Origin of the sequence: Moheibacter sediminis, assembly GCF_900176425.1 — a bacterium.
GTDB classification, from domain to species: Bacteria; Bacteroidota; Bacteroidia; order Flavobacteriales; family Weeksellaceae; genus Moheibacter; species Moheibacter sediminis.
This window is the reverse complement of sequence record NZ_FWXS01000001.1, coordinates 470,563-494,680: the sequence shown is the minus strand read 5'-3', so window position 1 is coordinate 494,680 and position 24,118 is coordinate 470,563. Positions and strand designations below refer to the sequence as shown.

Annotated in this window: 24 protein-coding genes; 1 reads left to right on the top strand and 23 read right to left on the bottom strand. The window is 36.7% G+C overall.

What is annotated here, in order from left to right; translation table 11 throughout:
• Position 1: 1 nt before the first annotated feature.
• The 14 genes from B8977_RS02240 to B8977_RS02170 form a co-directional block, all read right to left on the bottom strand.
• A complete protein-coding gene (locus B8977_RS02240; RefSeq protein ID WP_038699347.1) occupies positions 2-475 on the bottom strand; it encodes a DUF6428 family protein in 474 nt (157 codons plus the stop codon).
• Between the two features lie 68 nt (positions 476-543).
• Positions 544-873, bottom strand: coding sequence for an ArsR/SmtB family transcription factor (locus tag B8977_RS02235; RefSeq protein ID WP_038699345.1), 330 nt, complete (start codon positions 871-873; stop codon positions 544-546).
• Positions 874-982: 109 nt separating this feature from the next.
• Positions 983-2,518, bottom strand: coding sequence for a SulP family inorganic anion transporter (locus B8977_RS02230; protein WP_038699343.1), 1,536 nt, complete (start codon positions 2,516-2,518; stop codon positions 983-985).
• A 476-nt stretch (positions 2,519-2,994) separates the two neighbouring features.
• The gene (locus B8977_RS02220) at positions 2,995-3,801 is read right to left on the bottom strand and encodes a PRTRC system ThiF family protein (protein ID WP_038699339.1); all 807 of its coding nucleotides are present in this window, start codon (positions 3,799-3,801) and stop codon (positions 2,995-2,997) included.
• Positions 3,801-4,523 carry a PRTRC system protein B gene (locus B8977_RS02215; protein WP_084015811.1) on the bottom strand — a complete coding sequence of 241 codons (723 nt, stop codon included), beginning with the start codon at positions 4,521-4,523 and terminating at the stop codon, positions 3,801-3,803. Before B8977_RS02215 ends, B8977_RS02220 begins: the two co-directional genes overlap by 1 nt.
• Complete coding sequence (locus B8977_RS02210; RefSeq protein WP_034727270.1) at positions 4,520-5,686, bottom strand: hypothetical protein; 1,167 nt, start codon at positions 5,684-5,686, stop codon at positions 4,520-4,522. Before B8977_RS02210 ends, B8977_RS02215 begins: the two co-directional genes overlap by 4 nt.
• Before the next feature lie 17 nt (positions 5,687-5,703).
• Complete coding sequence (locus B8977_RS02205) at positions 5,704-5,922, bottom strand: PRTRC system protein C (protein WP_002978317.1); 219 nt, start codon at positions 5,920-5,922, stop codon at positions 5,704-5,706.
• A gap of 27 nt (positions 5,923-5,949) precedes the next feature.
• Positions 5,950-6,552: a PRTRC system protein E gene (locus B8977_RS02200; protein ID WP_034727273.1), complete on the bottom strand. Its 603-nt coding sequence runs from the start codon at positions 6,550-6,552 to the stop codon at positions 5,950-5,952.
• 5 nt (positions 6,553-6,557) lie between these two features.
• On the bottom strand, positions 6,558-6,758 hold the full coding sequence (locus B8977_RS02195) for a hypothetical protein (protein WP_034727275.1): 201 nt from the start codon (positions 6,756-6,758) through the stop codon (positions 6,558-6,560).
• Positions 6,755-7,231: a DUF1281 family ferredoxin-like fold protein gene (locus B8977_RS02190; RefSeq protein ID WP_034727277.1), complete on the bottom strand. Its 477-nt coding sequence runs from the start codon at positions 7,229-7,231 to the stop codon at positions 6,755-6,757. The genes B8977_RS02195 and B8977_RS02190 overlap by 4 nt, the downstream gene beginning before the upstream one ends.
• Positions 7,232-7,283: 52 nt before the next feature.
• A complete protein-coding gene (locus B8977_RS02185; RefSeq protein WP_034727280.1) occupies positions 7,284-8,357 on the bottom strand; it encodes a DUF932 domain-containing protein in 1,074 nt (357 codons plus the stop codon).
• Between the two features lie 44 nt (positions 8,358-8,401).
• A complete protein-coding gene (locus B8977_RS02180; RefSeq protein WP_034727283.1) occupies positions 8,402-8,779 on the bottom strand; it encodes a single-stranded DNA-binding protein in 378 nt (125 codons plus the stop codon).
• Between the two features lie 675 nt (positions 8,780-9,454).
• On the bottom strand, positions 9,455-10,468 hold the full coding sequence (locus B8977_RS02175) for a hypothetical protein (protein ID WP_131401731.1): 1,014 nt from the start codon (positions 10,466-10,468) through the stop codon (positions 9,455-9,457).
• Between the two features lie 122 nt (positions 10,469-10,590).
• Entirely contained in the window at positions 10,591-11,856 is a 1,266-nt protein-coding gene (locus B8977_RS02170; RefSeq protein WP_034727288.1) for a site-specific integrase, read from the bottom strand.
• Positions 11,857-12,264: 408 nt separating this feature from the next.
• On the opposite strand from B8977_RS02170, the gene B8977_RS02165 reads away from it, so the two are divergent.
• Positions 12,265-13,113, top strand: a complete 849-nt coding sequence (locus B8977_RS02165; RefSeq protein ID WP_084015807.1) for a DUF2911 domain-containing protein — start codon at positions 12,265-12,267, stop codon at positions 13,111-13,113.
• 53 nt (positions 13,114-13,166) lie between these two features.
• On the opposite strand, the gene trpA is transcribed toward B8977_RS02165, so the two are convergent.
• From trpA to B8977_RS02120, 9 genes are all read right to left on the bottom strand, one after another.
• Positions 13,167-13,928 (bottom strand): tryptophan synthase subunit alpha, encoded by a 762-nt coding sequence (gene trpA, locus B8977_RS02160; protein WP_084015805.1) that lies wholly within the window; start codon positions 13,926-13,928, stop codon positions 13,167-13,169.
• Between the two features lie 7 nt (positions 13,929-13,935).
• A complete protein-coding gene (gene trpB, locus B8977_RS02155; RefSeq protein WP_084015803.1) occupies positions 13,936-15,117 on the bottom strand; it encodes a tryptophan synthase subunit beta in 1,182 nt (393 codons plus the stop codon).
• Positions 15,114-15,731, bottom strand: a complete 618-nt coding sequence (locus B8977_RS02150) for a phosphoribosylanthranilate isomerase (RefSeq protein ID WP_084015801.1) — start codon at positions 15,729-15,731, stop codon at positions 15,114-15,116. Before B8977_RS02150 ends, trpB begins: the two co-directional genes overlap by 4 nt.
• On the bottom strand, positions 15,721-16,512 hold the full coding sequence (gene trpC / locus B8977_RS02145) for an indole-3-glycerol phosphate synthase TrpC (protein WP_084015799.1): 792 nt from the start codon (positions 16,510-16,512) through the stop codon (positions 15,721-15,723). Before trpC ends, B8977_RS02150 begins: the two co-directional genes overlap by 11 nt.
• Positions 16,509-17,501, bottom strand: coding sequence for an anthranilate phosphoribosyltransferase (gene trpD / locus B8977_RS02140; protein WP_084015797.1), 993 nt, complete (start codon positions 17,499-17,501; stop codon positions 16,509-16,511). The genes trpC and trpD overlap by 4 nt, the downstream gene beginning before the upstream one ends.
• A gap of 73 nt (positions 17,502-17,574) precedes the next feature.
• The gene (locus B8977_RS02135) at positions 17,575-18,156 is read right to left on the bottom strand and encodes an anthranilate synthase component II (protein WP_084015973.1); all 582 of its coding nucleotides are present in this window, start codon (positions 18,154-18,156) and stop codon (positions 17,575-17,577) included.
• 69 nt (positions 18,157-18,225) lie between these two features.
• Positions 18,226-19,626 carry an anthranilate synthase component I family protein gene (locus B8977_RS02130; protein ID WP_084015795.1) on the bottom strand — a complete coding sequence of 467 codons (1,401 nt, stop codon included), beginning with the start codon at positions 19,624-19,626 and terminating at the stop codon, positions 18,226-18,228.
• Positions 19,627-19,806: 180 nt separating this feature from the next.
• On the bottom strand, positions 19,807-21,489 hold the full coding sequence (locus B8977_RS02125) for a sodium:solute symporter family protein (RefSeq protein ID WP_084015793.1): 1,683 nt from the start codon (positions 21,487-21,489) through the stop codon (positions 19,807-19,809).
• Positions 21,490-21,603: 114 nt separating this feature from the next.
• Positions 21,604-24,078: a PIG-L family deacetylase gene (locus B8977_RS02120; RefSeq protein WP_084015791.1), complete on the bottom strand. Its 2,475-nt coding sequence runs from the start codon at positions 24,076-24,078 to the stop codon at positions 21,604-21,606.
• Between the last annotated feature and the right edge of the window lie 40 nt (positions 24,079-24,118).

Sequence of the window (24,118 nt, the reverse complement as noted above, 5' to 3'; positions counted from 1 at the left end):
TTTAACAACATCCGCCACCTGGAGTACAAGCATTAGCATTATTTACAGGCAGTTCCGCCAAATTTTTCTTTTGTTTATCTGAAGGAATCCCGCAGGCATCTTGAGCCAAGCAGGCTGTTGTTTTATTTTTCAGTACAAATGTATCTCCGTTGAAATCCAAATCATACTTGCCAATCGTTTCGCTTTGGTATTCCACCTCAATTTCCGCATCTTCAATACCTAATTTTTCTTCGGATAGCTTGATGATGTTTAATAGTTTAACTGGCTTTAATTTGTGCTCGAAATCGTCCGCATTCCATAATTGGAAGTTTACAACTTTTTCTGACCGGATTACGCCACCACAGTCTATAAAGTTTTTAGTAATTTGTCCCACTTCGGTAACGTGGAAATGTTCTGGAACTAAAGTTCCGTTTTCTAATTGAAATCCAACATTTACTAATGTTGGCAGGATTTCTTTAATTTTTGATAACTTCATATTTCTGATATTAATTCAATAAATGTTATATTGCAATGTTACGATGTTTTGGTGTTAAAAAAAAACGCTTAACAGCATTCTTTACTATTTACATTCTCGACAAAAAAGCTATTGAGTTCCTTCTTAACCTCATTCCAGACTGTTTCATTAATACAGTAACATACACTAGTTCCTTCTATATTTCCTTTAATGATACCAATATTTTTCAGCTCTTTCAAGTGTTGTGAAATTGTCGCTTGTGCCAATCCCAATTCTTCTACCAGATCATTACAGATGCAGGCATTTTGTTTAATGATATGTTGCAGTATAGCTATACGGGCAGGATGAGCCAGTGCCTTTAAAATACCAGCTAAATGGTTCTGCTGTTCTGTAAAAATTTCGGTTTTTGTGACACCCATCAGTTTAAAAAAATAAATATATCGCAATATTACGATAATAAATTTAAACAGCAATAATTTTTAAAAAATTATTGCTGTAGTTGTAATATTAAACTTGTATAATCCAATGCTATTTATTAGTCATTACTTTGTAGGTAGGATCTTCAATAATATTCACATCAATAACTGTTTCTGCATTTTTAAGTAATTGCCTGCAATCTTGGCTTAAATGACGTAAATGTAGTTTTTTACCTTCCTTGTGATACTTCTCCGTAATTTTATTCAAGGCTTCAATTGCGGACATATCTACAACTTTGCTTTCCTTGAAATCTATTATCACCTCATCGGGATCGTTTTTAACATCAAATTTTTCGGTAAATGCCATAGCAGAGCCAAAGAAAAGCGGGCCAAAAATTTCGTAATGCTTTACACCATCTTCATCTACATACTTTCTAGCACGTATTCGTTTGGCACTTTCCCAAGCAAATACAAGAGCCGAAATAACTACACCTATCAAAACGGCTAAAGCTAAGTTGTGTAATAATACAGTTATAACTGCTACCAGCATACCAATAAAAATATCGTGACGAGGCATTTTATTAATGATTCGAAAGCTGACCCACTCAAATGTGCCTATAGCTACCATCATCATCACCCCGACTAATGCCGCCATTGGAATTTGCTCGATTACAGGACCTGCAACCAGAATGATTAATAAAATTGCTATAGCTGCAACTATTGCAGAAAGTCTGGCTCTTCCTCCAGCTCCGATATTCACTAAAGTTTGGGCAACCATTGCACATCCACCCATTCCGCCGAAGAAACCGTTGGTGATATTGGCTATACCTTGCGCCGCAGCCTCACGGTTAGATTGTCCCTTTGTGCTGGTTATTTCATCAACCATATTAAGCGTTAACAGACTTTCAATCAATCCAACCCCTGCCATTACCAAGGCATAAGGGAAAATAATTTTCAATGTTTCCAGAGTAAAAGGAATAGAAGGGATGTGAAATGAAGGTAAAGAGCCTCCTACAGAGGCGATATCAATAACTTTTTTAGTATCGATGCCGAAAAAATATACAATACCAAAGACAACTATTATTGCTACTAAAGATGCAGGAACCGCTTTTGTAAATTTTGGCAATATAAATACGATGGCTATAGTTAATAATGTCAATCCAGCCATTAGATAAAGCGCCGGCCCCTGCATCCAACCTTCTATCCCGTTTTCTACAACTTTAAATTGAGCTACCTGTGCCATGAAAATGATTACTGCAAGGCCGTTTAAAAAACCATACATTACTGGTTGTGGGATCAGGCGGACAAATTTACCCAGTTTAAAAATTCCTACTGAAAATTGCAGTACACCTGCTAATATAACCGCAGCAAAAAGATATTCCACACCGTGTGATGCTGCCAATGCGATAAGTACTACTACCGTTGCTCCGGCTCCCCCAGAAACCATTCCGGGTCTGCCTCCCAAAATTGCAGTAACAATACCCATTAAAAAAGCTGCATAAAGCCCTGTCAAAGGCGAAAGCCCTGCCAGAATAGCAAAGGATAAAGACTCAGGTATCATGGTCATAGCCACCGCAAGACCCGCAAGAATTTCGTTTTTGTAATTAATTTTCTGTTTGAAATCAAACAAATTGATAATTTTCTGCATAAAAATTTATGTTTAAAGTGGTAAAAATGTAAATAGAAAAGTATGTACACGAAAGCAAAACCTTCGGGTACGACAGAGAAGCCAATAAATTAAAATTGGGAAATATAACAGTTAGCCTAAGATCAAGGCGGAGTAACTTGGGATGATATTTGTACTGTTCTTTTCATTGAGTGGTGCAAAAGTACAATTTATAGTTATTGTAGACAATTTAACACCAAAAAAAACTAAAAAAAATTGTTTCACAACACAGAATCTTTTCTTTGGTCGCAGTCTGGAAAAAAAAAAGTCAGTGGTAAATACAACAAATGGGATAATGAATATCCCACGCAAAAAACTCGCAACCTGTTTGGTAAAATGTGAAGAAAGGGAATTGTGAAGTGGTGCATTTTGGCAAAGTGGTTGCATCCGCTTTAAACCGCAAAAATGCGTTTCCGACCGAAGCGAGGAATTGCATTTTTGCCCGCCGACTTAGGCTTTTAGGCAACTTTTATCGGGTGGGTGCGGAAATCTTTCAGGTTGTGAAAAAATCCTTTGTATTCGGTCATTCCCCTGCGGAACAAGTTCCATAGCAAAGAACACCCCATTTGTGTTAATGATGAATTGATAAACAAATCCTGGTGTTCCAATGCTTCTGCAAGTGAGCAACTTGGCGTGTTGTCTTCCTGTTCGGATTGCTTCAGTAATTCGCCAAATTCATCGGTAACAAATGGCAGGCTTGCCACCGTTTGGTATTTCTCTGAATTGGGTTGCTTTATCTCTCCGATAGTAGATAGTAGCACTTGTCCAATATCTCGGCTGTTGCCAAAGTCCAGCCAATATTTTGGCTCGTCTTGGTAGTGTCTGCGGTAGCTTATTTCTTTAAGAATTTCAGCAACGCCAAACCTCGACTGTACATTGTCCACACACGTAATGGTAATGATTGCCTTTGCTTTTTCGGGCGGTCTTTCAAAATTGTCCTTTTCAAATTTTACCGTTTCGGCTTTCCAATTTGTACCTGCCCAACGGTTGCAACGATTGATTAAAGCAACGGATTTGTACAATCCTGTTTCACTTTCTGCAAATCGTTGTCTGCCTAAATTGGCACTCGTGATAACATCATCATCCCAAAGGCGGACTTGCAACCCTGCGTGTTCCAATGCTATCAAACTTTTGTTTATTTCCATTAAAGCGGTCAATACTTTTGAGCCTGTGCCACCTGCTCCGATAAGGTTTATCGAAATCGGGTTTGTCGGATTGAGCAGATAATTGTCTGTAAAATGGATTGCTGTTTTTGCTGTGTTCATCACAATAGATTTTTAAGGGTTTTGTTGTTCTTTTTCAATACTTCTTTTGGAAAGGGTTTATCCGTACCGATAAGGTCTTTCCATAGACTTACGATGTTCTTTTTTGTCAAATTTGCACTCAATGAATGACTGAAATAGGAATTGAAAAAATAATGTTCCCACGCTTGCATAAATTCCTCAACCGAAGCAGAATTTTTAATATCAATACTTACCGTACCCATACATACATTGCCCTTTTCGTAGATATTGAAGAAAGGTGCGTAATACAATGGCGTTTTCTCGGTGGGTCTTCTATCATTTGCCAAAGCAAATACGGTAAGACTGTTTTTGTTCGCTAACCAAAGCATTGGCGGTACTTGTGCCATTCCGTTGGGTATGCCCAAACTTTCCACAAAATACAGTTTCCGTTGCTGTGCTTTGGTGCACCAAAGCACAGTACCTTTTTCAGCATTCGGATTGATATGCAGAATATTGGTCGGCAAAATTCCTTTTGGCTTTAAAAAAGCTGCGTTCTTTTCTTCATCGGTCTTTAAAGCTTTTGCCAATACATTGGCTTCTTTTACCGTCAATGGGTGGGCATTGATAGGCGTTCCGTTGCTATCCATATCAAAATGCTCCACATACACATCGGTTTCCGTTCCTTTGGTTTCATAGAAAACCAAAGCGGATTTTGGATAGTACATACTGCCAAAATGGTTTGTTATATCTGTTGTTGTGTTCATTTTTCTATCGTTTTGTATTCGTATAATAATCCACTCAAATCATTCAATAAATCAAACAAACGGTTCTCAAAATCAAGGTCGGTTGTTGGTATTTCGCTTCCGTCAAACCGCTTGGAAATAGTTGGTTCTTCCATTGCTCCGTACTCGTTAAATTCATTGTTGATGGTATCTGAAAGGTTTTCGTATAACCAACCTTTAGTGTCTGCAATAAATGAAATGTATTTTTCCATTCCGATTATTTCATTTTCGTAATCATCATTATAAAGGTCTTTTTCGGGCAATGTGGCGTTTCTGAAAATAGTTGCGTTCGGATATTCTGTACAAAGGGCAAACGCATTACAAGCCACTTGCCAACATTCCTTATCGAACGTATCAACACTTTTAAATCGGTTCAAACGCTGTTCAAATATCTTTAGATTGATGCGGTTGAATAACTTCTGTTCTATCTTATCGCCAATGTATTCGGCTTTTCTCAATTCACGTTTGTTGGTTTCTGTTTCTTCCGTTTCCTCATCCTGTTCCACCCAATCATTCATCGTTTCGTAAAGCCAATACAAATAACTTTCTTCCTGCCTGTAATAGGGAATTAGGACGATGTGGTACAGATAACTGCATACCGACAGTAAAAGTTGTGCGGTCTTTTTACGCTTCGGGTCTTTGAGCATTTTAAACAGTGGCTTAATGGGAATATAGTACAAAGTTGTACCTGTATTGTATCGTTCCTCACTCACAAAATAGGTTTTACCGCTATTCTGTATCAATTTGAAACCATCCCAATTGATATTGGTACGCTTCAATTTAGTTTCCATATCCCACATAGACAATGTTATATTGTAGGGAAACTCAAAATCTTGGGTTTGCATTGGCTCAATGCTGTAATGCTCGGCAAGTCGGGAAAGGGACTTGTAAAAATCCCTCTCCGTTTTCTGACAAGCCTGTACGGATTGTGCTGTTTTCAATTTAGGCAGAAATGTACATTTTAGAATAGCATTGGCAACATTGCTATCGGTACGGATTTCTGTTTGTCTTTCTGCACTTGGTTGGCGTCCTTTGGTCTTTGCATCCAATTGGCGAACTCGCCCAACTGTCGGTGTAACTGCTGTTGTCGTTTCTGTTCGGGTATGTTGATTATTCCCGATATGATATTGCGTTGCATAATTCATCGTTTTAAAATTTTGGTTTAACCTTTCGTACCCATTACGCTCTCAAATTTGTACTCGACTGCATCATCTTTTATCTGTGGTGCAGATGCTTTTGCAGTTGTCAAAATCGGGTACATATTGGCGTAAAAATTCATTACGGCTTCCACGCTCCAACGTGGTTCGGGGTCGGTCAGCCTGATGTCCTGTCCTTTATCTTTGAGTATGAAAACTCGTTCTAACTGTGTTGCTAATAACATAACTTTCTAATTTTTGGGTTAACACTTTTATTCTTCCTCGTCCGCTTCATCAATGGGATAATCGGCAGTAAGTTCTTCCACCTTTGGCGGTTCGGGCGTTGCTTCTTCCATTGCTCCGAAAAGGCTCGGTGTTGCGAACTTGTCGGACAATGATGTTTTGCGTTTGCGTATCTCGTCCGCTTTTTCGGAGAACTCCGTTATATCGGGAACTTTTATCCACGCTTCACGGAATTTGCCCTCTTTTTCCAACTCATCCGCCTTTGCCATTGCATCTTTAAACTTCTTGTCTTTGGCTTCTTTTTCTTTTTTCTCTTTTTCGGTTTTTGCTTTCTCGATTGCCGATTGTGCTTTGGCTTCATCAAGTTGCTTTTGAAATTTTTCCATATCCACCATTAAGCCCGATACCTTTTGTATAGGTGTTGTTATCTGCTCAAAAAATCCCTCGTCAAACTCTTGGGGTGTGGCGTTGAATGTCAATGGGGGAATACCGTTTTTGGCACTATCTCCGCATTGTTCGTTGTTAAGCAATACTGTTACAATTAGGTTGCTTTCTATTCCTTTTGAAATGTTCAGTTGTAAAACTCCTGTAAAGTCCAACTGCTGTATCTGATTGAAAAAATTTGTATTCATCGTTCTTAAATTTTAATTGTTGAAGATTGTTTTTTGATTGCTATCAATTTCTTGTGTATATCCGTCCAATAGGCATTTTGCCTTTTATCGAAGTCTGAAAAACTTTTGTCCTCGTGGCTATATCCTGTATTTCGCTTCGCAATACGGATAGCTTCTTTTAGGTCGGTTACTTCAATTTCGTAACCGTTCAAATCCGTTACTTTCATAGTGTTACAATTTTGCGTTCCAAAAGAGTTTCCAATATCTCATAATCACTTTCGTACTCTTCTCCCTCAAAGTGGTAGAGGTCTGTTTCTTCATCCTGTTCGTAGGCTTCAAAATCATCATCGCCCAAAAATATATCGCTGAGTATGCCATCCCGATAAGTTGCTCTCCCGTAAACAAGGTTTCCCATTTCTTCATAGTCCTGTACAAAATCCACTTGGTAGTATTCTGCTATCTTTTGAATAATTTCAATATTGGGCGACCATTTTGTTTCATATTGAAATTGCCCTTCATCGCCCTCGTTCCAATAGATATTGAAGAAATACCCACCGTTGGTATCTTCCATAAATTCGGGTAGTTGCCCTTCTTCGGTTTTTTCTTCCTTTTCCTTCATTGATTGGAAAAGTTCTTGTATTGCTGTGATTGCTTCGGGAGTTCCCTCGAATACAACCGTGTTACTGCACCAATTTGCCATAATGAATATTTTTAGTAGGCTACCACCGATTAAGGCGGTAGCCTGTTGTTATTTAATTAAGGTTTAGGATTTCCGCACCGTCCAAAGCAAATGCGGTACACAGTTCAAATGCTTTTTGCGATTTCAGTTGGGCAGTACCACCCAATACAATGCTCTGCAATTTGGCTTCGTCATTCTTGTAATTTCTCACGTTCTGATAGTAGCCTGTGACAGCGTTATACGCTCCGAACAAAGTGCCTTTTGTTGTGTCCATTTGTTGTGTATCGCTTATCATTGCGTATGCAAATGCGTCCTCAACGGTATTTTTAAAAAGGGTTGAAATTTCATCTTCCGCACCTTTTTTGATTAAATCAAAGGTTTCCTTATTCGGGCAAAGTGCCAATTGAATTAGCTTTTTTACCTCTCGGTCTGTGACCTTTACTTTTGCCCATTCATTGAAAATTCCCTCTAATTGGTTGCTAAATGTATTGGCAAGTCCCATAATCTTATGGGCATTCTCAACACGTTGTTTTGCTCCCGAAGTGTGTTTGATGCGGACAACATTTGTCATACTGCGTAACGAAGCATTTAAGGTGTTTTGGCAAACAATTCTGATAGGTGTAAATGCGGCTGTGATACTTCCGCTACCATCGTGCGAAGTGGTTAGGAAAATGTATTTTTCCGTAACGTCATCGCCATTCCCAACTCGGATATAGTCGGGTAATTTGGCGGTGATAAAAATACGTTCTCCATTGCCTAACGCTCCTGCGGTTTCATAGAGAATGCCCTCACCACCGCCTACAATAGCATCAAAGAAATTAAAGGCTTCACGGTTTTGTACAATGTGGTAATCCTTGCCAACCACGCCCAATACGGCATTGTTATCGGTGCGGATGTTGGCGAAATAGTTAGGTACTTGTAATTCGCTACTGCCTATCTCTATGCTGTTGGTGGTTTCGATAATGCCCGAACCTTTTGTAAATAGTGGGGATTTTACGACTTCGTAATCTAACCCTGCGTGTTTGATAGCTTCCTCGCTTGTCGGGTACTGTTCTACGATTTGCCCCAAACCGTGCCACGCTTTTTGTTGTACACTAAAAAATGAATAACGTCCTGTTCTCTCGTTGAAATTGATATTATGTGCCATAATGCTTAAAATTTGATGTGAAAAAAATGATTGAATACTCGTTGTTAAAATGGGAGGTCGTCTTCTGTCGTGTTATTGTTTGTGCCTGTGGTAGTTAGTACCGTTTCCTTTTTTTTGCTACCTCCGTGCAATTTGATTTGTGAGGTATGGAAATTCAGACCTGCTCTTGGCTCTCCGTCATTACCTGTCCACGCTCTGGTACTTACTCGTCCCGATAGTTCTACCAAAGTGCCTTTTGTAAGTAGCTTGGCTACATTCGGGGTTATCCAATAGGAGCAGTCGAAATAGGTTGTTTGCTCAATGCGTTCGCCCTGTTTGTTACGGTAGCTGTCGTTGGTCGCTACTGAAAAATTTACTACTTGTTTGTCCTGTGACGTTGTGCGTACTTCCGCATCTCTTGTCAGTCTTCCTGTAATGTTCATGATTTCTACTTTTTTGCGTTATTAATTTTGTTCTGATTTTTCCCTTGATTTATTCGGCAATGAGAGGAGGTGCTGAAGTTTCGTTTCACTCTTTTGCCATTTTCAATGCTGTATTTTTTCATTTCTGACATTTTTTTTATTCGTCTAAAGAGCCGGAGTATGCTTTGTTTCGTTTCACGAGCATAAAAAGGTTAGTGTTTAGCAGGAACAAGGTTTTGTCAAAAAAATACGACCCGAATGGGTGGAGATTTTTTTGCAAATCTGGAAGGCACGACCTTGTTCCTGCGTTAAGAACACGGAAATACCTTTGCTCTTGAAATGGAACAAAACAGCATATCGGTTCTTGAATAAAAATCATGTGGAAGCACGTGAAAAAGGCATTGAGTAAATGGCCTTGTGATTACAAAACCTGCAATTACATTTTGCAGAATTTATAAATTTGGAGTTTAGTATCTTAAAGTATTGTGGCTTTTGGAAGCCACGTAAACGGTACTGAAAAATATTTATTGAGGATATATTAGGAGTTTTTCAGTATGGTTTATTAACTCATCCTGCCAAAGCTCTTTTATTGCATGGGATGGGCGCTGGAGGAATAAATGTGCTTTGAAGATTAGTATAGGCTAAAAAAAGCCGAGGATTATTTACCTCGGCTATCTGTATAATATTATATGCAATTTATTTGGTGACATTGAAAAGTTTAGCCATATAAGCTACGGTAAATTCAAAAACCTGCTGTTTTGAGTATTTAATTAAGTTATTGTCATCACCATTGATAAGACTCTGGATATACCTTTCTTTTTGTAGCACCGGAGCGTCGACACCAAATAGCTTTCTCCAGAACATATCAAACATATCTCGGTAGTATTGTATTGTTTTCTTAACCTTTTCATTGACGATTACCGTATTGAGAAAAACCTTTCTTTCTGCATTGTCAAATATTTTAAAAGCAAAAGATTCTTCGTTGATGTTTATAGCAGAGACAAAAGTTTCTTGTTCATTTAGTCCATGGAAAGGTAGAAATTTTATTGCATCTTCATTCTCGTAAACCTGTATAACAAAATCATTCATGAAGACAATAAAAGGGTTTTTATCATCAGTAAATCCAATGTAGTTTTCTGTATATATCGCGTTTCCTCCAAGAGTTTGGAGATGTGTCACCGAAAGGGGGATGGATGTGTCACCATTTTTTTGGAGGATACTGTGACGTAACTTCTCCTTAAACTCAGGTGAAAACGCCAAAATATCTTCACAGACTGCACTTCTGTACAACTGTATGTGAAAGAAGTTACGAATTGTAACAACATCAGCTTCGCTCACTATTTTGAGACCTGAAAGATCTGCTTGTCGGAAGTGTGGTAGTATGTTTTGAATAAATGGTGTTTCAATATCTGTAAACAGGTTTTCGCAATCACTACAAAATACGTAATCCACTGAAAATGGAATGGATTTCGCATTTTCAATTTCTTCCTCTGTTGGTTTTCTTCCAATTGTAGTCTCGAGGGTCAGCTCATCAAGACGTTGGAAATTAAAGTCTATAAATGGATTGGTATTATCCAGAGCAAAATATAATCCTTTCTCGCGTTCATTACTACCTTCTATGTTAAGACAGGTGCGGATAATTGCATCAGTAAGATAGTGAGTATTCTTTTTGTTTGCTTCGCGTTCAAGACACAGTTTACATAAAGACATAGTTTTTTTGTTTAAAGAATTGTTGTAAGTAAATTTAAAAAAAAGAATTTTATTAAAAGCACCCAGCTTCTCGAAACAAACAAAGCAGGAAATCATCCTGCTTTGTTTAGTAAGCAATAATTCTAAACGAGAACTTCTTTCTCCATTTCTGCAAATGATGCTTCCATTCCAGCAAATTTATGCGATACCAAATCCATATCTTTACTTATTTTCTGGCTTGTAATTTTAGCATAAATCTGTGTGGTAGAAATATTTTTATGCCCCATCATTTTACTAAGGCTTTCAAGTGGTACGCCTTCAGTCAAAAACATTGTTCCAAATGTGTGTCTTGCGGTGTGAAAGGTTACTTTTTGTTCTGTAACAATACCTAATTCTTGAATTAGTTTGTCTATATGGCTGTTACAAATTTTGTTTGTAGGAACAGGAAAAATAGAATCATTTCGGGTGGTACCTTTATATTTTTCAATAATTCGTTTGGGTATTTCCATAAGCCTTACATTAGAAGCAACATCAGATTTCTGTCTTCGGCTTATAATCCAATCGTGACCATCAAAAAAGGATTGTATGTTAGTACTTTTAAGTTGTTTAATATCTATGTAAGATAGTCCTGTAAAACAGCTGAATACAAAAAGATCCTTTACAATTTCATAATTTTGTTTTGAAGGATTGTGTAATAACAGGGATTCAACGTTTTCCTTAAGTAAATAGCTACGGTCATTTTCCTTCATCGATATTTCATAATCTTCAAAAGGATTTTTCCTGATAAGACCGTTTTTGACAGCTATTTCCGCAACACGATAGAGTGGCATAGTATATACCCAAACAGTATTGTGTGTGCACTTTTTGTCTATTCGAAGGAAGAAATCAAACTCTCTGATAAAATCACACGTCAATTCCCTGAACGCCATGTCATCACGATGATACCTGCTTTTGATAAATTCAGCAACGTGGTTATAGACAATTTTGTACTTGTAGTAGGTACTTTCGGAGCGTTCTCCTTGTACTACCATTTTCCCAAAATCATCATTGTTCTTTTTAAATACTTTCAGCAAGGAATCTTCCATAATACCAACACCGAGAAATGCAAGTTTCAGCTTTTGTGCCGTTACAAAACCCTCGTGTTTCAGCATATCTTCATAAAGGGTATCGATACGTGCCCTTATATTATCCAATTTTTGGTTAATACCTAGTGCTTTTGCACTCTTACCTTCAACTCTTCCATACTTTAAATCCCAATTCTTTGGATTGATCTCTAACTTTGTTCCTAAAGTCTTAGGTGTTCCATCAATAGTAATACGTGCCATAATCGGGGCATTACCGTTCTTTTTCGGCTCGTTCTTTTTCAGGTAGAAAAGTAATTTGAACGTAGATTTTTTTGTCTGCTCCATAACTCAAATGTTTAATGTTTAAAATTAAATTGTATTGAGTTACAAGGGAATATGAAAAATAGGGCAAAACACTGAAATATAACCTGTTACATCTTTGATTACCTTTGCTAATCGGTAACGAATTAGTAACCTATCTTTGTATTTTTAAGACCAAAACCTATCAGACACCGAGTTCCAAACTAAGACTACTGTTTTATAAAGCATTGTATATAAACGGTTTTAACCGTTTTGCTTATTTTTGCTTTATACTAATCTTTTTTTCAAAAAAAAGGAATTATTCCCCATCTCAACCTATTAATGACGGTTCTAAGATATGAATTTCATTTAATCGAAAATAAGTTTATGTTATTAATCATTTTTTAAAAGGCTATCCGCTTAAATTCCTTAAATTTAACATCAAAAATTAAAATGAAAAAAATCTTTACAACTCTTGCTATTTGTGCTTTGATGATTTCTGTAAATGCACAAGTGCAAACACCTCAAGCAAGTCCTTCTTCTGAATTTGAACAAACTGTGGGATTGACTAAAATAGAAGTTGAATATGCGCGCCCAAATGTAAGTGGACGTACTGTTTTTGGGGATTTGGTTCCTTATGATAAATTGTGGAGAACAGGTGCTAACAAAAATTCTACCATCGAATTTTCTGATGATGTAGTAATCAGCGGACAAAAAGTAAAAGCCGGAAAATATGCCATTTTCACCAAACCGGGACAAAAATCTTGGGAAGTTTATTTCTATTCTGATACTGAAAACTGGGGATTACCTGAAAAATGGGACGACAAAAAAGTAGCTGCTAAAGCGACTGCAGAAGTGTATCCTATGCCGATGAAAATGGAAACTTTCACAATGTTGATCGACGAAGTACAGGCAGACCATGCGATGCTTGGAATTCTTTGGGAAAACATTTATGTAGGAGTGAAAATCGAAGTTCCTACTGAACAAAAAGTGATGGCTTCCATTGATGCAACGATGAAAAATTCTCCAAAACCGGAAGATTATTTAGCTGCTGCAAACTATTATTTCACAGCAAACAAAGATATCAAACAAGCAAAAACTTGGTTCGATGAAGGAATGAAAGCCAATAAAGAGCCAAAATTCTGGCAATTGCGCCAGCAGTCTTTGATTTATGCAAAAGCAGGTGACAAAAAAGGTGCAATTGATTTGGCTAAAAAATCTTTGGATTTAGCCCAGAAAGCAGGAAATGCTGATTATGTAAAAATGAATGAAACTTCTTTGAAAGAATGGGGAGCGAAATAAGTTTTCCAAAATATTAAAATAATGAATAAGCCGGTTTTTGCCGGCTTATTTTGTTAACGGATGCTTCGAATGAATTCCTCTATCGAACCTGAATTTTCATCAGACAAATGCTTTATAAATGCCGACCCGATGATGGCTCCTTTTGCATATTCGGTTGAAATTTCAAATGTTTCTTTGTTGCTGATTCCAAAACCAATGATTTGAGGAGATTTGAGATTCATGGATTTAATTCTTTCAAAATAATTGATTTGCTCATCGTCAAAAGTATCTTTTGTCCCTGTCACACTCGCCGAACTTACCATATAAATAAAGCTTTTTGAAACTTTATCGATAAGTCGGATACGGTTTTCAATTGTTTGCGGTGTGATTAAAAATACATTCAGCAAATTAAATTCATCAAAAATAGATTCGTAATTTTCCTTGTAAACTTCGATGGGTAGATCAGGAATGATTAAACCATCGATTCCGATTTCTGCACATTTTGAACAAAATTTTTCGACGCCATATTGTAAAATCGGATTGAAATAACCCATAATCAACAAAGGAATTTTGACCTTTTCCCTGATTTTTTCAAGCTGTTTGAAAAGCAAATCTGTAGTCATTCCATTTTGTAAAGCAATAGTGGAAGAATTCTGAATGACAACTCCGTCTGCCAAAGGATCACTGAACGGAAGCCCGATTTCGATCATATCTACACCCGACTCTTCCAGTGACTCAATGATTGAAGCCGTATCATTTAAATTTACATAACCTGCTGTAAAATAAATAGATAATAATTTTTTATCTGTATTTAATTTCTCTAAAATCCTATTCATGTCTAATTTATAAATCAAAATATTTAATATAAGTCTGGAGATCTTTGTCTCCTCTTCCGCTCAAATTCAAAACAACGATATCATCTTTTTTGAATTGAATTTTATGCAAAACTGCCAAAGCATGCGAAGATTCTATTGCCGGAATTATCCCGTCCCATTGCGCCAATTCCATCGCAGCATTCATCGCCTCTTCATCGGTTATAGCATAAAATTCCGCCCTACCTGTTTCAGATAAATGCGCATGCAAAGGACCTACTCCCGGATAATCCAATCCTGCTGAAATAGAGTAGGGCTCTGTAATCTGACCATCTTCCGTTTGCATCAATAAAGTTTTGCTTCCGTGAATAATTCCGGGTTTACCCAACACAGAGGTTGCTGCGCTTTTCCCTGAATCGATTCCTTTTCCTGCCGCTTCGACTGCAATTAATTTCACAGAATTTTCTTCTAAATAATTAAAATAAAGACCCGCAGCATTGCTTCCACCGCCGACACAAGCGATGAGATAATCCGGATTTTCTCGTCCTTCTTTTTCTTTTAATTGAATTTTAATTTCCCCCGAAATTACACTTTGCAAACGTGCAACCATATCAGGGTACGGATGCGGACCAACCACACTTCCGATGATGTAATAAGTATTTTCCGGATGATTAATCCAATCGCGGATTGCTTCGTTGGTCGCGTCTTTGAGCGTTTTGCTTCCCGATGTTGCAGGACAAACTTTTGCACCCAGCATTTTCATACGGCTCACATTTGGCGCTTGCCGTTCAATATCAACTTCACCCATGTAAATTACACATTCCAAACCCATTAATGCGCAGACTGTTGCAGTAGCAACGCCATGCTGGCCGGCACCCGTTTCAGCAATGATTCGTGTTTTCCCCAATTGTTTTGCCAATAAAATCTGACCAATCGTATTGTTAATTTTATGTGCGCCGGTGTGGCATAAATCTTCTCGTTTGAGGTAAATTTTACAATTGTATTTGTCCGAAAGGCGCTCTGACAAATACAAAGGCGTTGGCCGCCCGACATAATCTTTGAGCAATTGTTTGAATTCATTTTGAAATTCATCTGAATTAATGATTTCCAGGTAATTATTCTTTAATTCTTCTACATTTGAATACAACATTTCAGGGATAAATGCGCCACCGAAATTCCCGTAAAATCCTTTTTCATCTACACTAAAATTCATATAATTTCTTTTAATTCTTTTATAAATCTTCGTAATTTTTCAAAATCCTTGAATCCTGATTTGATTTCAAACCCACTATTTAAGTCTATCGCAACCAAATCTGAATTCTTTTCTTTTAAATTTTTGATTAATTGAGCATCTTCGGAATTGATTCCGCCGCTCAAAATAAATAGCTTTCCAAATTTTATATTTTCAAGTGTCTTCCAATTGAATTTATGTCCGTTTCCCCCAGGATTTTCACCTTTTGTATCCAACAAAATTTTATCAATTGATTTGTACACTTTTATTGATTCAAAATCAAATTTTTCATCCACAGAAAATGCTTTCCAGATTTCAATTTCGGGATTTGAACATTTTAATTCCTGACAATAACTTTCGGATTCGTTTCCGTGAAGCTGAATTACATTTAATTTTAATTCTTTTACTTTTTTTGAAATCACAGAAATTTTCTCATCCACAAAAACACCCACTTTTTTAATATTTGAATTAAGAGCAGGCATTTCATTTTCAAAATTTCGAGCAGATTTATCGTAGAAAATAAATCCCAGATAATCAGGCTGCAATGCTGCAACTTCGCGAACGTTGTATTTCATTCCGCAAATCTTAATTTCCATTTTCAACTTGTTTTATAAATTCAATTGCATTTGAGCCGGGATCATTTGTTTTCATAAAATTTTCTCCAATCAAAAATCCTTCAAAATCAAATTCTCTTAACTCATTTACCGTTTTTACCTCTGAAATTCCACTTTCTGAGACTTTCACAAATTCCTTTGGAATTAACCCCGATAAAGTTTTACTAGTTTCAACATATACCTGAAAAGTTTTCAGATTTCGATTATTTACACCAATCATATCGATTGAAGGAAATAAATTTCGCTCCAATTCCGTTTCCTCATGCACTTCTAATAAAACTTCCAAATCGAGACTTTTTGCGAAAATCGAAAATTTCTGAATTTCTGACGGAGAAAGAATCGCCGCAATCAACAAAATACAATCAGCGCCGGAAGATTTGGCTTCGATGATTTGGTATTCATCTATGATAAATTCCTTTCTGAGAATCGGTGTTTCGACTAAATTTCTCGCTAAAATCACATCTTCTAGGTTCCCTCCAAAAAACTGATTGTCGGTCAAAATAGAAATTCCACATGCGCCGGCTTTTTGATAGCCTAATACAACTTCAGAAACCGAAGAATCGATATTGATGATAGATTTGCTAGGCGATTTCCTTTTGAATTCAGCAATAATTCCTGATTTTGAATTCTTTAAATTTTGAGATAATGACAGATTTTCTCTTTCAAAAAATTGTGTTTTGGTCAAATCGGAAACCTTGACTTTTAATTTATTCAATTCAACTTCAATCTTTTTATTTGCTACTATTTGGTCTAATATATTCATTTGCTTGATTGGATTAACTTATTCAAAGACTCTTTTGCAAATCCCATTTTGAGTGATTCTTGTGCTTGTTCAAAAGCATTCATCAAAGGAATCTTTTTAATTGTAGAAATTGCAGCCGCTGCATTTGCGCAAACCACATTATTTTGTGCTTGCGTTCCGTTTCCATTAATTATTTGAAGAAATATTTCTGCCGATTGCTTTTCAGAATTTCCTCCTGAAATTTCAGTTTCTTTTGTGTAATTAATCCCAAAATAAGAAGGTTTTATAATTCCTTCTGCATCGTTCGAAATGTATTTACAATTTGTTGTCAGTGAGATTTCATCATGACCTGAAAGTGAGTGAATGATGGTGAAATTTTTATCAGTTTTTTGATAAGTGTAACCATAAATACGCATCAATTCCAAATCAAAAACACCCACCAATTGATTTTTCGGTTGAGAAGGGTTGATCATCGGACCCAGCATATTAAAAAATGTCTTCAAACCTAAATCTTTGCGAATTGGCGCTACATTTTTCATTGCCGGATGAAACAATGGTGCATGTAAAATACAGATATTTGCTTCTTCCAGACAACGTTTCAGGAAGTCTTGTTCATTGCTGAATTTCACTCCCAATTGCTCCAAAACATTGCTGCTTCCGCTGATAGAAGAAACCCCATAATTACCATGTTTCGTCACCATAATTCCCGAACCTGCAACGACTAACGAAGCCAAAGTGGAAATATTGAAAGTATGTTTCCCGTCACCGCCTGTTCCGCATAAATCAATCGTTTCATATTCAGAAAAATCAACTTTTATGCAGGATTCGAGAAGGGCATCTCGAAACCCTTCCAATTCGTCTATCGTAATCGGACGCATCATAAAAACAGTCAACAATACAGCAATCGAATTGGCATTGAATTCACCTTGTGAAATATCAATTAATAGTTTTTTCGCTTCTTCTTTGCTGAGCTGTTCGAAGTGTGTTAGCCTTTGAATTATGCGTGTCATCGTTTTTTGATTTTGTCTTAAATTATTCTGACGAATTGGATTTGAGTTTCTCTCTATGAGGAGTATTTTTGGTTTAATTATTTACCCAGTTTTCAATTATTTTCTTTCCCTGCGGAGTCAAAATGCTTTCCGGATGAAACTGGACACCGCGCAAATCGTAATGTTTGTGGCGCAAAGACATGATTTGTCCGTTTTCATCGACTGCCGTGATTTCTAATTCTTCCGGAAATTCATCATTGGAAACCACCCAGGAATGATAGCGTCCGACTTCGAAATATTTGGGAACGTCATTGTAAATTTTCTCATCGTCCAAAGTTCGTATGGTAAAGCTCGAAACGCCGTGGTACACATCGTTGAGATTGTCTAATTTCCCACCGAAAACCTCACCTATCGCCTGCTGCCCTAAACATACACCAAAAATGCTTTTCGTAGCGGCATATTTTTGAATGACTTCGTTCATGATTCCGGCTTCAGAGGGAATTCCGGGACCGGGAGAAAGCAGAATTTTTTGAAATTCATTTACCTCTTCTAATTCGATTTGATTATTTCGTTTAACCGTGACTTCGCAATCTAATTCTTCTAAATAATGAACCAGATTGTACACAAATGAATCATAGTTGTCGATTACCAATATTTTGTTTTTACTCACATTCATTTTATTTGTTTTTTTGTGTTCGTGAAATGTTTTTACCGCCTCAAAGGAGGTAATCTGCAATTTCATAGTTTAAATTTTTTCTGCTAATTCAAGTGCTTTGTTCAGCGCACCGAGTTTATTGTAAACTTCCTGCAATTCATTTTCAGGTGTGCTTTCTGAAACTATTCCTGCCCCGGCCTGATAATGCAGTGTATGATTTTTACTCAAAAAAGAGCGGATGATAATTGCGTGGTTAAAATTTCCTTTGAAATCCATAAATCCGATCGCCCCACCATAAAACTGACGATTTATATTTTCGTATTTGTCGATAATTTTCATTGCATTATGTTTCGGAGCACCACTCAATGTCCCTGCAGGAAACGTTTCTGCTACCACTTTGAAAGGAGAAATTTCCGGTTTGATTTTACCTGAAACTTTACTTACCAAATGAATGACATGAGAGAAAAATTGGACTTCGCGGTAGGTTTCAACTTTTACATTTTTGGCATTTCTGCTCAAATCATTGCGCGCCAAATCTACCAACATAACATGTTCGCTGTTTTCTTTTTTGTCTTCACTTAATTTTTTAGCGAGTTCAGCATCTTGTTCATCATTTCCAGTTCGTTTGATTGTTCCTGCGATTGGATGAATTTCAGCTTGTCCGTCTTTCATAATTAATTGTGCTTCAGGTGAACTACCGAAAATTTTAAAATCACCATAATCAAAATAAAATAAATAAGGCGAAGGATTGATGCTTCGGAGCGTCCTGTAAACATTGAATTCATCACCTGAAAATTTCTGGGAAAACCTTTTGGAAACCACAATCTGAAATACGTCGCCACGCTGACAATGTTGTTTACATTTTGAAACCAATTTCTTGAAATCTTCATCTGAAATATTCGTGGTGACTTCATCTTCTTTTTTAAATTGGAATTCTGCGAAAGTTTTTACTTTTAATAATTGCGCGATTTCCTGCGTTTTATCTTCTCCTTCTGAAATCCCATGATGAAAGATATAAGCTTCATTATTGAAATGATTAATTGCTACAACATTTTGATAAACAGCATAATAAATATCAGGAATATCCAACTTATCTTTCTTCATTTTCAATTCGATATTTTCAAAATACCGCACGGCGTCATAAGCGATGTAGCCGAAAAGTCCATTGTGAATGAATTTCAATTGAGAATCTTCGGCTTCAAATGAAGTCGCAAAATCTTGAATAATTTGAACCACATCGGTATCTTTTCTAATTTCAGTGAGTGTATTTCTACCATCCGGAAATTGCTGTGTGATGATTTCATTTTGGATTTTGATAAAGGCAATCGGTGCGCTGCATATGTAGCTAAACGTATTGTCATTGGCTCTGTAATCACTGCTTTCCAACAAAATACTATTTGGGAATTTGTCTCTCAATCTGAGATAGACCGACACCGGCGTGATGGTATCAGCCAGAAAATTTATACTTTTTGTATGTAATTTATATTTCATTTTAATTTAGATTTTATTGAATAAAAAAAGGCCTGTCATGAAGACAGGCCTTTGATTTTATAAACAAGAGGAGTTCTTTCACGACTTATGAAGTTGCGAAATCCACCACCAATTGTTATTTAATATTATTTTTCTCATTTTGATTTTACAAATATAAAAATTGATTTTAAATATCCAATTTTATTTTTCTAAACTTAAGCTTTTGGAAGACATTTGAATTATTATTGCTAAAATAATTACAACTATACATCCAAACAAATTCAGCCACAAATAAGGCATCCAATCATACCACCACCCAAATATTACGATTATTTGCGTAATTAATGCTGAGATAAAAACCGAATTGGACTTAATAAATTTAAAGAAAAATGCCAGCAGGAAAATCCCCAAAACATTTCCATAGAATATAGATCCAATGATATTGACAAGCTGAATTAAATTATCAAATAAATTCGCCACACACGCAAACAAAATCGCCAAAATACCCCACAAAAGTGTGAACCATTTCGAGGCTTTCAGGTAATGATTATCAGGCTTTTCTGACTTTTGGTTTCGTTTGTACAAATCCATTGTGGTCGTGGTCGCCAATGCATTCAATTCCGAAGAAGTGGAAGACATCGCCGCACACAAAGCCATGGCCAGCAAAAGCCCAATCACGCCTTTTGGCAAATGATTCAATATGAAATGAATGAAAACGTAATCTTTATCATTTGCTTCAGCTTGCGGATTCGCTTTTTTTATAACGGTTTGCGCTTCGTTTCGTAACTCTCTGTCTTTTTGATTTAATGAAACAATTTCTTTTTGGATATTTTCTTTTTCATTGGATGGAGCATTTACATAATCAAACATTAAATTCTTTTTCGATTCAAAATTTTCATTTTGCTGTTTTTCCAAATCCAAATATTCTTGCACATAATTTGAATTTGCAATACTTTTCGTCGCTACCGGATTGAAATTAAGCGGAGAGGAATTAAATTGATAAAACAAGAAAACCATCACTCCAACCAAAAGAATAAAAAATTGCATCGGTACTTTCAAAAGTCCGTTCATGATCATTCCCATTTGACTCTCTTTCACCGATTTTCCTGAAAGATAGCGCTGGACCTGACTCTGATCCGTTCCGAAATAAGACAATGCGAGAAAAGTTCCGCCGATAATTCCGCTCCAAAAAGTATATCGATTATCAAAATCAAACGAAAAATCGAGAATTTCCATCTTCCCGCTTGCCGCCGCAATTTGCATCGCATTTCCGAAATTAATTCCGTCCGGAAGCGAATAAACCAAAATCACAAATGCTACCGCCATTCCTCCCATCATAATCGCCATTTGCTGTTTCTGCGTGACGTTTACAGCTTTTGTTCCACCGGAAACGGTGTAAATAATAACCAAAACGCCGAGAATGATGTTGAGCCAAATCAGATTCCAACCTAAAACTGCTGATAAAATAATCGCCGGTGCGAAAATTGTAATTCCACACGACAACCCTCTTTGAATTAAAAATAAAATAGCCGTTAACGCTCTGGTTTTCTGATCGAAACGACTTTCCAAAAATTCGTAAGCCGTATAAACATTTAATTTATGATAAATCGGAATGAAAACGAGACAAATGATGACCATCGCAATCGGCAATCCGAAATAGAATTGCACAAACCCCATTCCGTCATGGAATGCTTGTCCGGGCGTGGAAAGAAACGTAATCGCACTCGCTTGCGTGGCCATCACTGACAATCCGACCGTGAACCAAGTGGAATCATTTCCTTTCAAGAAGTCTTGTACATTTTGACTTCCGCGCGTTTTCCATGTACCGTAAATCACGATGAACAGCATGGAACTTATCAATATCAACCAGTCAATCCACTGCATTTTACAAAAATTTCATTAACAAATAAAACACAATGATATAAGCGGCGTTGACGAGCAAAACCCAAGTATAAGATTTTTTCCAAATCCTTTTTGATTCCAATTTATTTTCCATATTTATTTTCCTAGTGACAATAAATTCGCAAACAAACGATACGCGCCCGGAACACCTTCCGGCAAAAGGCGGAAGAAACTCAAACCAGTGTAAACATAATTTCCTTTCCCGTATTTGGCGACCAGCAAACTGCCTTTCATAGCGGATTCTCCTTTGTCGTGCATCGACAAAAGCGGCACAAATTCTTTCGACCAATCGGATGGAAAATACAGCCCTCGCTCTTGGTTCCAACCTGTAAAATCCTTCGATGTAATTTTATTGGGAAAATTCAAAGCAGGGTGATTTTCGTTCAAAAATTTAACTTCCGAATTTTCATCAGTCACACGGTCACGCGAAAGTATAAGCGGAAAAGGTGCGATTTCTTCTGTAAAAACATCTCGTGAAGTGTTATATTGAACAATCAGATTTCCTCCGTTTTTCACATAATCAAACAAAATTTGGTTTTTGAATTTCAATTCGGGAATTACATTAAATGCTCTGATTCCCAAAACAATGGCATCATAATCTTTCAAATTTTCTGTTGTAATGTTTTGCGGAGAAATGATTTGAACATCATATCCGATTTGTCTTAGATTTTCAGGAACCGAATCTCCTGCCCCAATGATGTATCCGATTTTTTCTCCTTTTTTCTGAATGTCAATATGAACCAATTTACTTCCGCCTGGCAATAAAATTTTTTGTTCGGGAATATGCTCATAATTCAATTCAAACATTTGTTTATCAAAAATTTCATTTCCAATTTTCAATTGTGGAATTAATTCTGTTTCAGATTGATTTTCAGGAGGTGAAACTTCAAACCAAAATATTTTTTCTTCACCTTTTACATTCAATGAAATTTCTTGATTTCCAGGAGAAATTTTCCAGCCGGCAGCTTTTAAGCTTAAATTTCCTTTCAAATTTTCTGTAAAAGATTTTACCTTCACAGCAACTTTTTGAGGTCTTTCATCCGCGAAAATCAACACTTTTTCTTCCACATTTACAATAGCCTTCGGAACAATGACGAATGGTTTATAAGTTTCGCCTTTTGTTGGGTCATTTATTTTATAAACCAAAGGTCTTAAAATTTCAAACTGCTGATTTTCAATACTTAAATTAAATTTTACTGAAAAAGCATCGGGCGTTTCCGGCAATCCAATCAATTCACCATCAGAAACTTTGTACATTCCTAAACTTCCTTTTTCGTTGAGCCAATAAGGAGTTGTAGGAATTTTATTGTCAGGAATCTGAAATGAATTTTCAGATTTTAAGATTTTATTGTTGGTTAAATTTGAATCAACTGAAATAGTTTTGTCATTGACTTTAACTGAATTTAATTTGATGGAAAGTTCGCTTCTATTAATTGCTTCCAAATTGAATTTCAAATTCTCTCCTGCGACCGCAGTCGTCGAGCTCGAAACCACTTCCAGATACAATCCGGCGCATGAAACGATAATGTTTTTTATTTCTTCCGATTTGATTTCCCGCCAATGTTTGTCTTCTAATTTTTGAATCAATTGATACGCTTTTATCAATTCAGGAACGGATTTCGACGGATTTTTAAATTCAAATTCTTTTTCCACTTTCGAAAGAATTTCTCCGATTTCCTTACCGCCTCTTACTCGATTCCAACTCGTATCAATTCCTTCAAAAACATCTTTTTGCGGCTGCGTTCCTTTGACAATTTCGAGGTATTCCAAATCAACACCACGTTCCGGCGTCGCGCCAAATCCTTGTGAGCTGTGCTGGCTGCGGCTTTTGGCGGCAATTTCAGAATTACTCAAACCTAAAGTAGGATAATAAGAACCGATGTCTAACTGAAATAATTTACTTTTGTCGGCTTGGTCAAATTTTTCCTGACTTCCATAAAAAAACCAGGATTGGTTAAAAAATAATCGTTTTGGACTCCAAGTTGAATACTGATTTAAGTGTTCAGGAAATTTAGTTTTATCGTTTGCAATATCAAATGCTTCGACACTCAACATAGCTGATCCCGTGTGGTGTCCGTGAGTAGTTCCTGGTGAACGGTGGTCAAAACGGTTGATGATAATATCGGGTTGAAATTGCCGAATCACATATACCAAATCACTCAAAACTTGTTCTTTATCCCAGATTTCAAATGTTTCGTCTGGGTGTTTGGAAAAACCGAAATCATTGGCTCTCGAAAAATACTGAATTCCACCATCTATTTTCCTTGCTTGCATCAATTCCTGCGTGCGGATGACTCCTAACAATTCACGCAATTCAGGCCCGATTAGATTTTGTCCGCCATCGCCACGCGTCAGAGAAATATATGCTGTACGAGCGTGAACATCGTTTGCAAAATACGAAATCAAATGGGTATTTTCATCGTCAGGATGCGCTGCCACGTACAAAACCGAACCTAAAAAATTAAGTTTTTGGATCGATTCATAAATTTCTGATGAATTGGTTTTTTTAGGCGATTGGGCAAAATTAGAGATGGTAATAAGAAAAAATAAAAAGTAGAAAAACTTCCGCATTGTGTGATTGTTATTTTTGAGGCTTAAATATAAGTGAAAT

Excerpts from the sequence above, each read along its gene's own strand:
- B8977_RS02230 (WP_038699343.1), bottom strand. The coding sequence starts at position 2,518 with ATGCAGAAAATTATCAATTTGTTTGATTTCAAACAGAAAATTAATTAC.
- B8977_RS02205 (WP_002978317.1), bottom strand. The coding sequence starts at position 5,922 with ATGTTATTAGCAACACAGTTAGAACGAGTTTTCATACTCAAAGATAAA.
- B8977_RS02175 (WP_131401731.1), bottom strand. The coding sequence starts at position 10,468 with ATGTCTTTATGTAAACTGTGTCTTGAACGCGAAGCAAACAAAAAGAAT.
- trpC (WP_084015799.1), bottom strand. The coding sequence starts at position 16,512 with ATGAATATATTAGACCAAATAGTAGCAAATAAAAAGATTGAAGTTGAA.
- B8977_RS02240 (WP_038699347.1), bottom strand. The coding sequence starts at position 475 with ATGAAGTTATCAAAAATTAAAGAAATCCTGCCAACATTAGTAAATGTT.
- B8977_RS02170 (WP_034727288.1), bottom strand. The coding sequence starts at position 11,856 with ATGGAGCAGACAAAAAAATCTACGTTCAAATTACTTTTCTACCTGAAA.
- B8977_RS02210 (WP_034727270.1), bottom strand. The coding sequence starts at position 5,686 with ATGAATTATGCAACGCAATATCATATCGGGAATAATCAACATACCCGA.
- trpA (WP_084015805.1), bottom strand. The coding sequence starts at position 13,928 with ATGAATAGGATTTTAGAGAAATTAAATACAGATAAAAAATTATTATCT.
- B8977_RS02195 (WP_034727275.1), bottom strand. The coding sequence starts at position 6,758 with ATGAAAGTAACGGATTTGAACGGTTACGAAATTGAAGTAACCGACCTA.
- B8977_RS02190 (WP_034727277.1), bottom strand. The coding sequence starts at position 7,231 with ATGGCAAATTGGTGCAGTAACACGGTTGTATTCGAGGGAACTCCCGAA.
- B8977_RS02200 (WP_034727273.1), bottom strand. The coding sequence starts at position 6,552 with ATGAATACAAATTTTTTCAATCAGATACAGCAGTTGGACTTTACAGGA.
- B8977_RS02150 (WP_084015801.1), bottom strand. The coding sequence starts at position 15,731 with ATGGAAATTAAGATTTGCGGAATGAAATACAACGTTCGCGAAGTTGCA.
- B8977_RS02125 (WP_084015793.1), bottom strand. The coding sequence starts at position 21,489 with ATGCAGTGGATTGACTGGTTGATATTGATAAGTTCCATGCTGTTCATC.
- B8977_RS02130 (WP_084015795.1), bottom strand. The coding sequence starts at position 19,626 with ATGAAATATAAATTACATACAAAAAGTATAAATTTTCTGGCTGATACC.
- B8977_RS02165 (WP_084015807.1), top strand. The coding sequence starts at position 12,265 with ATGAAAAAAATCTTTACAACTCTTGCTATTTGTGCTTTGATGATTTCT.
- trpD (WP_084015797.1), bottom strand. The coding sequence starts at position 17,501 with ATGACACGCATAATTCAAAGGCTAACACACTTCGAACAGCTCAGCAAA.
- trpB (WP_084015803.1), bottom strand. The coding sequence starts at position 15,117 with ATGAATTTTAGTGTAGATGAAAAAGGATTTTACGGGAATTTCGGTGGC.
- B8977_RS02120 (WP_084015791.1), bottom strand. The coding sequence starts at position 24,078 with ATGCGGAAGTTTTTCTACTTTTTATTTTTTCTTATTACCATCTCTAAT.
- B8977_RS02135 (WP_084015973.1), bottom strand. The coding sequence starts at position 18,156 with ATGAATGTGAGTAAAAACAAAATATTGGTAATCGACAACTATGATTCA.
- B8977_RS02185 (WP_034727280.1), bottom strand. The coding sequence starts at position 8,357 with ATGGCACATAATATCAATTTCAACGAGAGAACAGGACGTTATTCATTT.
- B8977_RS02235 (WP_038699345.1), bottom strand. The coding sequence starts at position 873 with ATGGGTGTCACAAAAACCGAAATTTTTACAGAACAGCAGAACCATTTA.
- B8977_RS02220 (WP_038699339.1), bottom strand. The coding sequence starts at position 3,801 with ATGAACACAGCAAAAACAGCAATCCATTTTACAGACAATTATCTGCTC.
- B8977_RS02215 (WP_084015811.1), bottom strand. The coding sequence starts at position 4,523 with ATGAACACAACAACAGATATAACAAACCATTTTGGCAGTATGTACTAT.
- B8977_RS02180 (WP_034727283.1), bottom strand. The coding sequence starts at position 8,779 with ATGAACATTACAGGAAGACTGACAAGAGATGCGGAAGTACGCACAACG.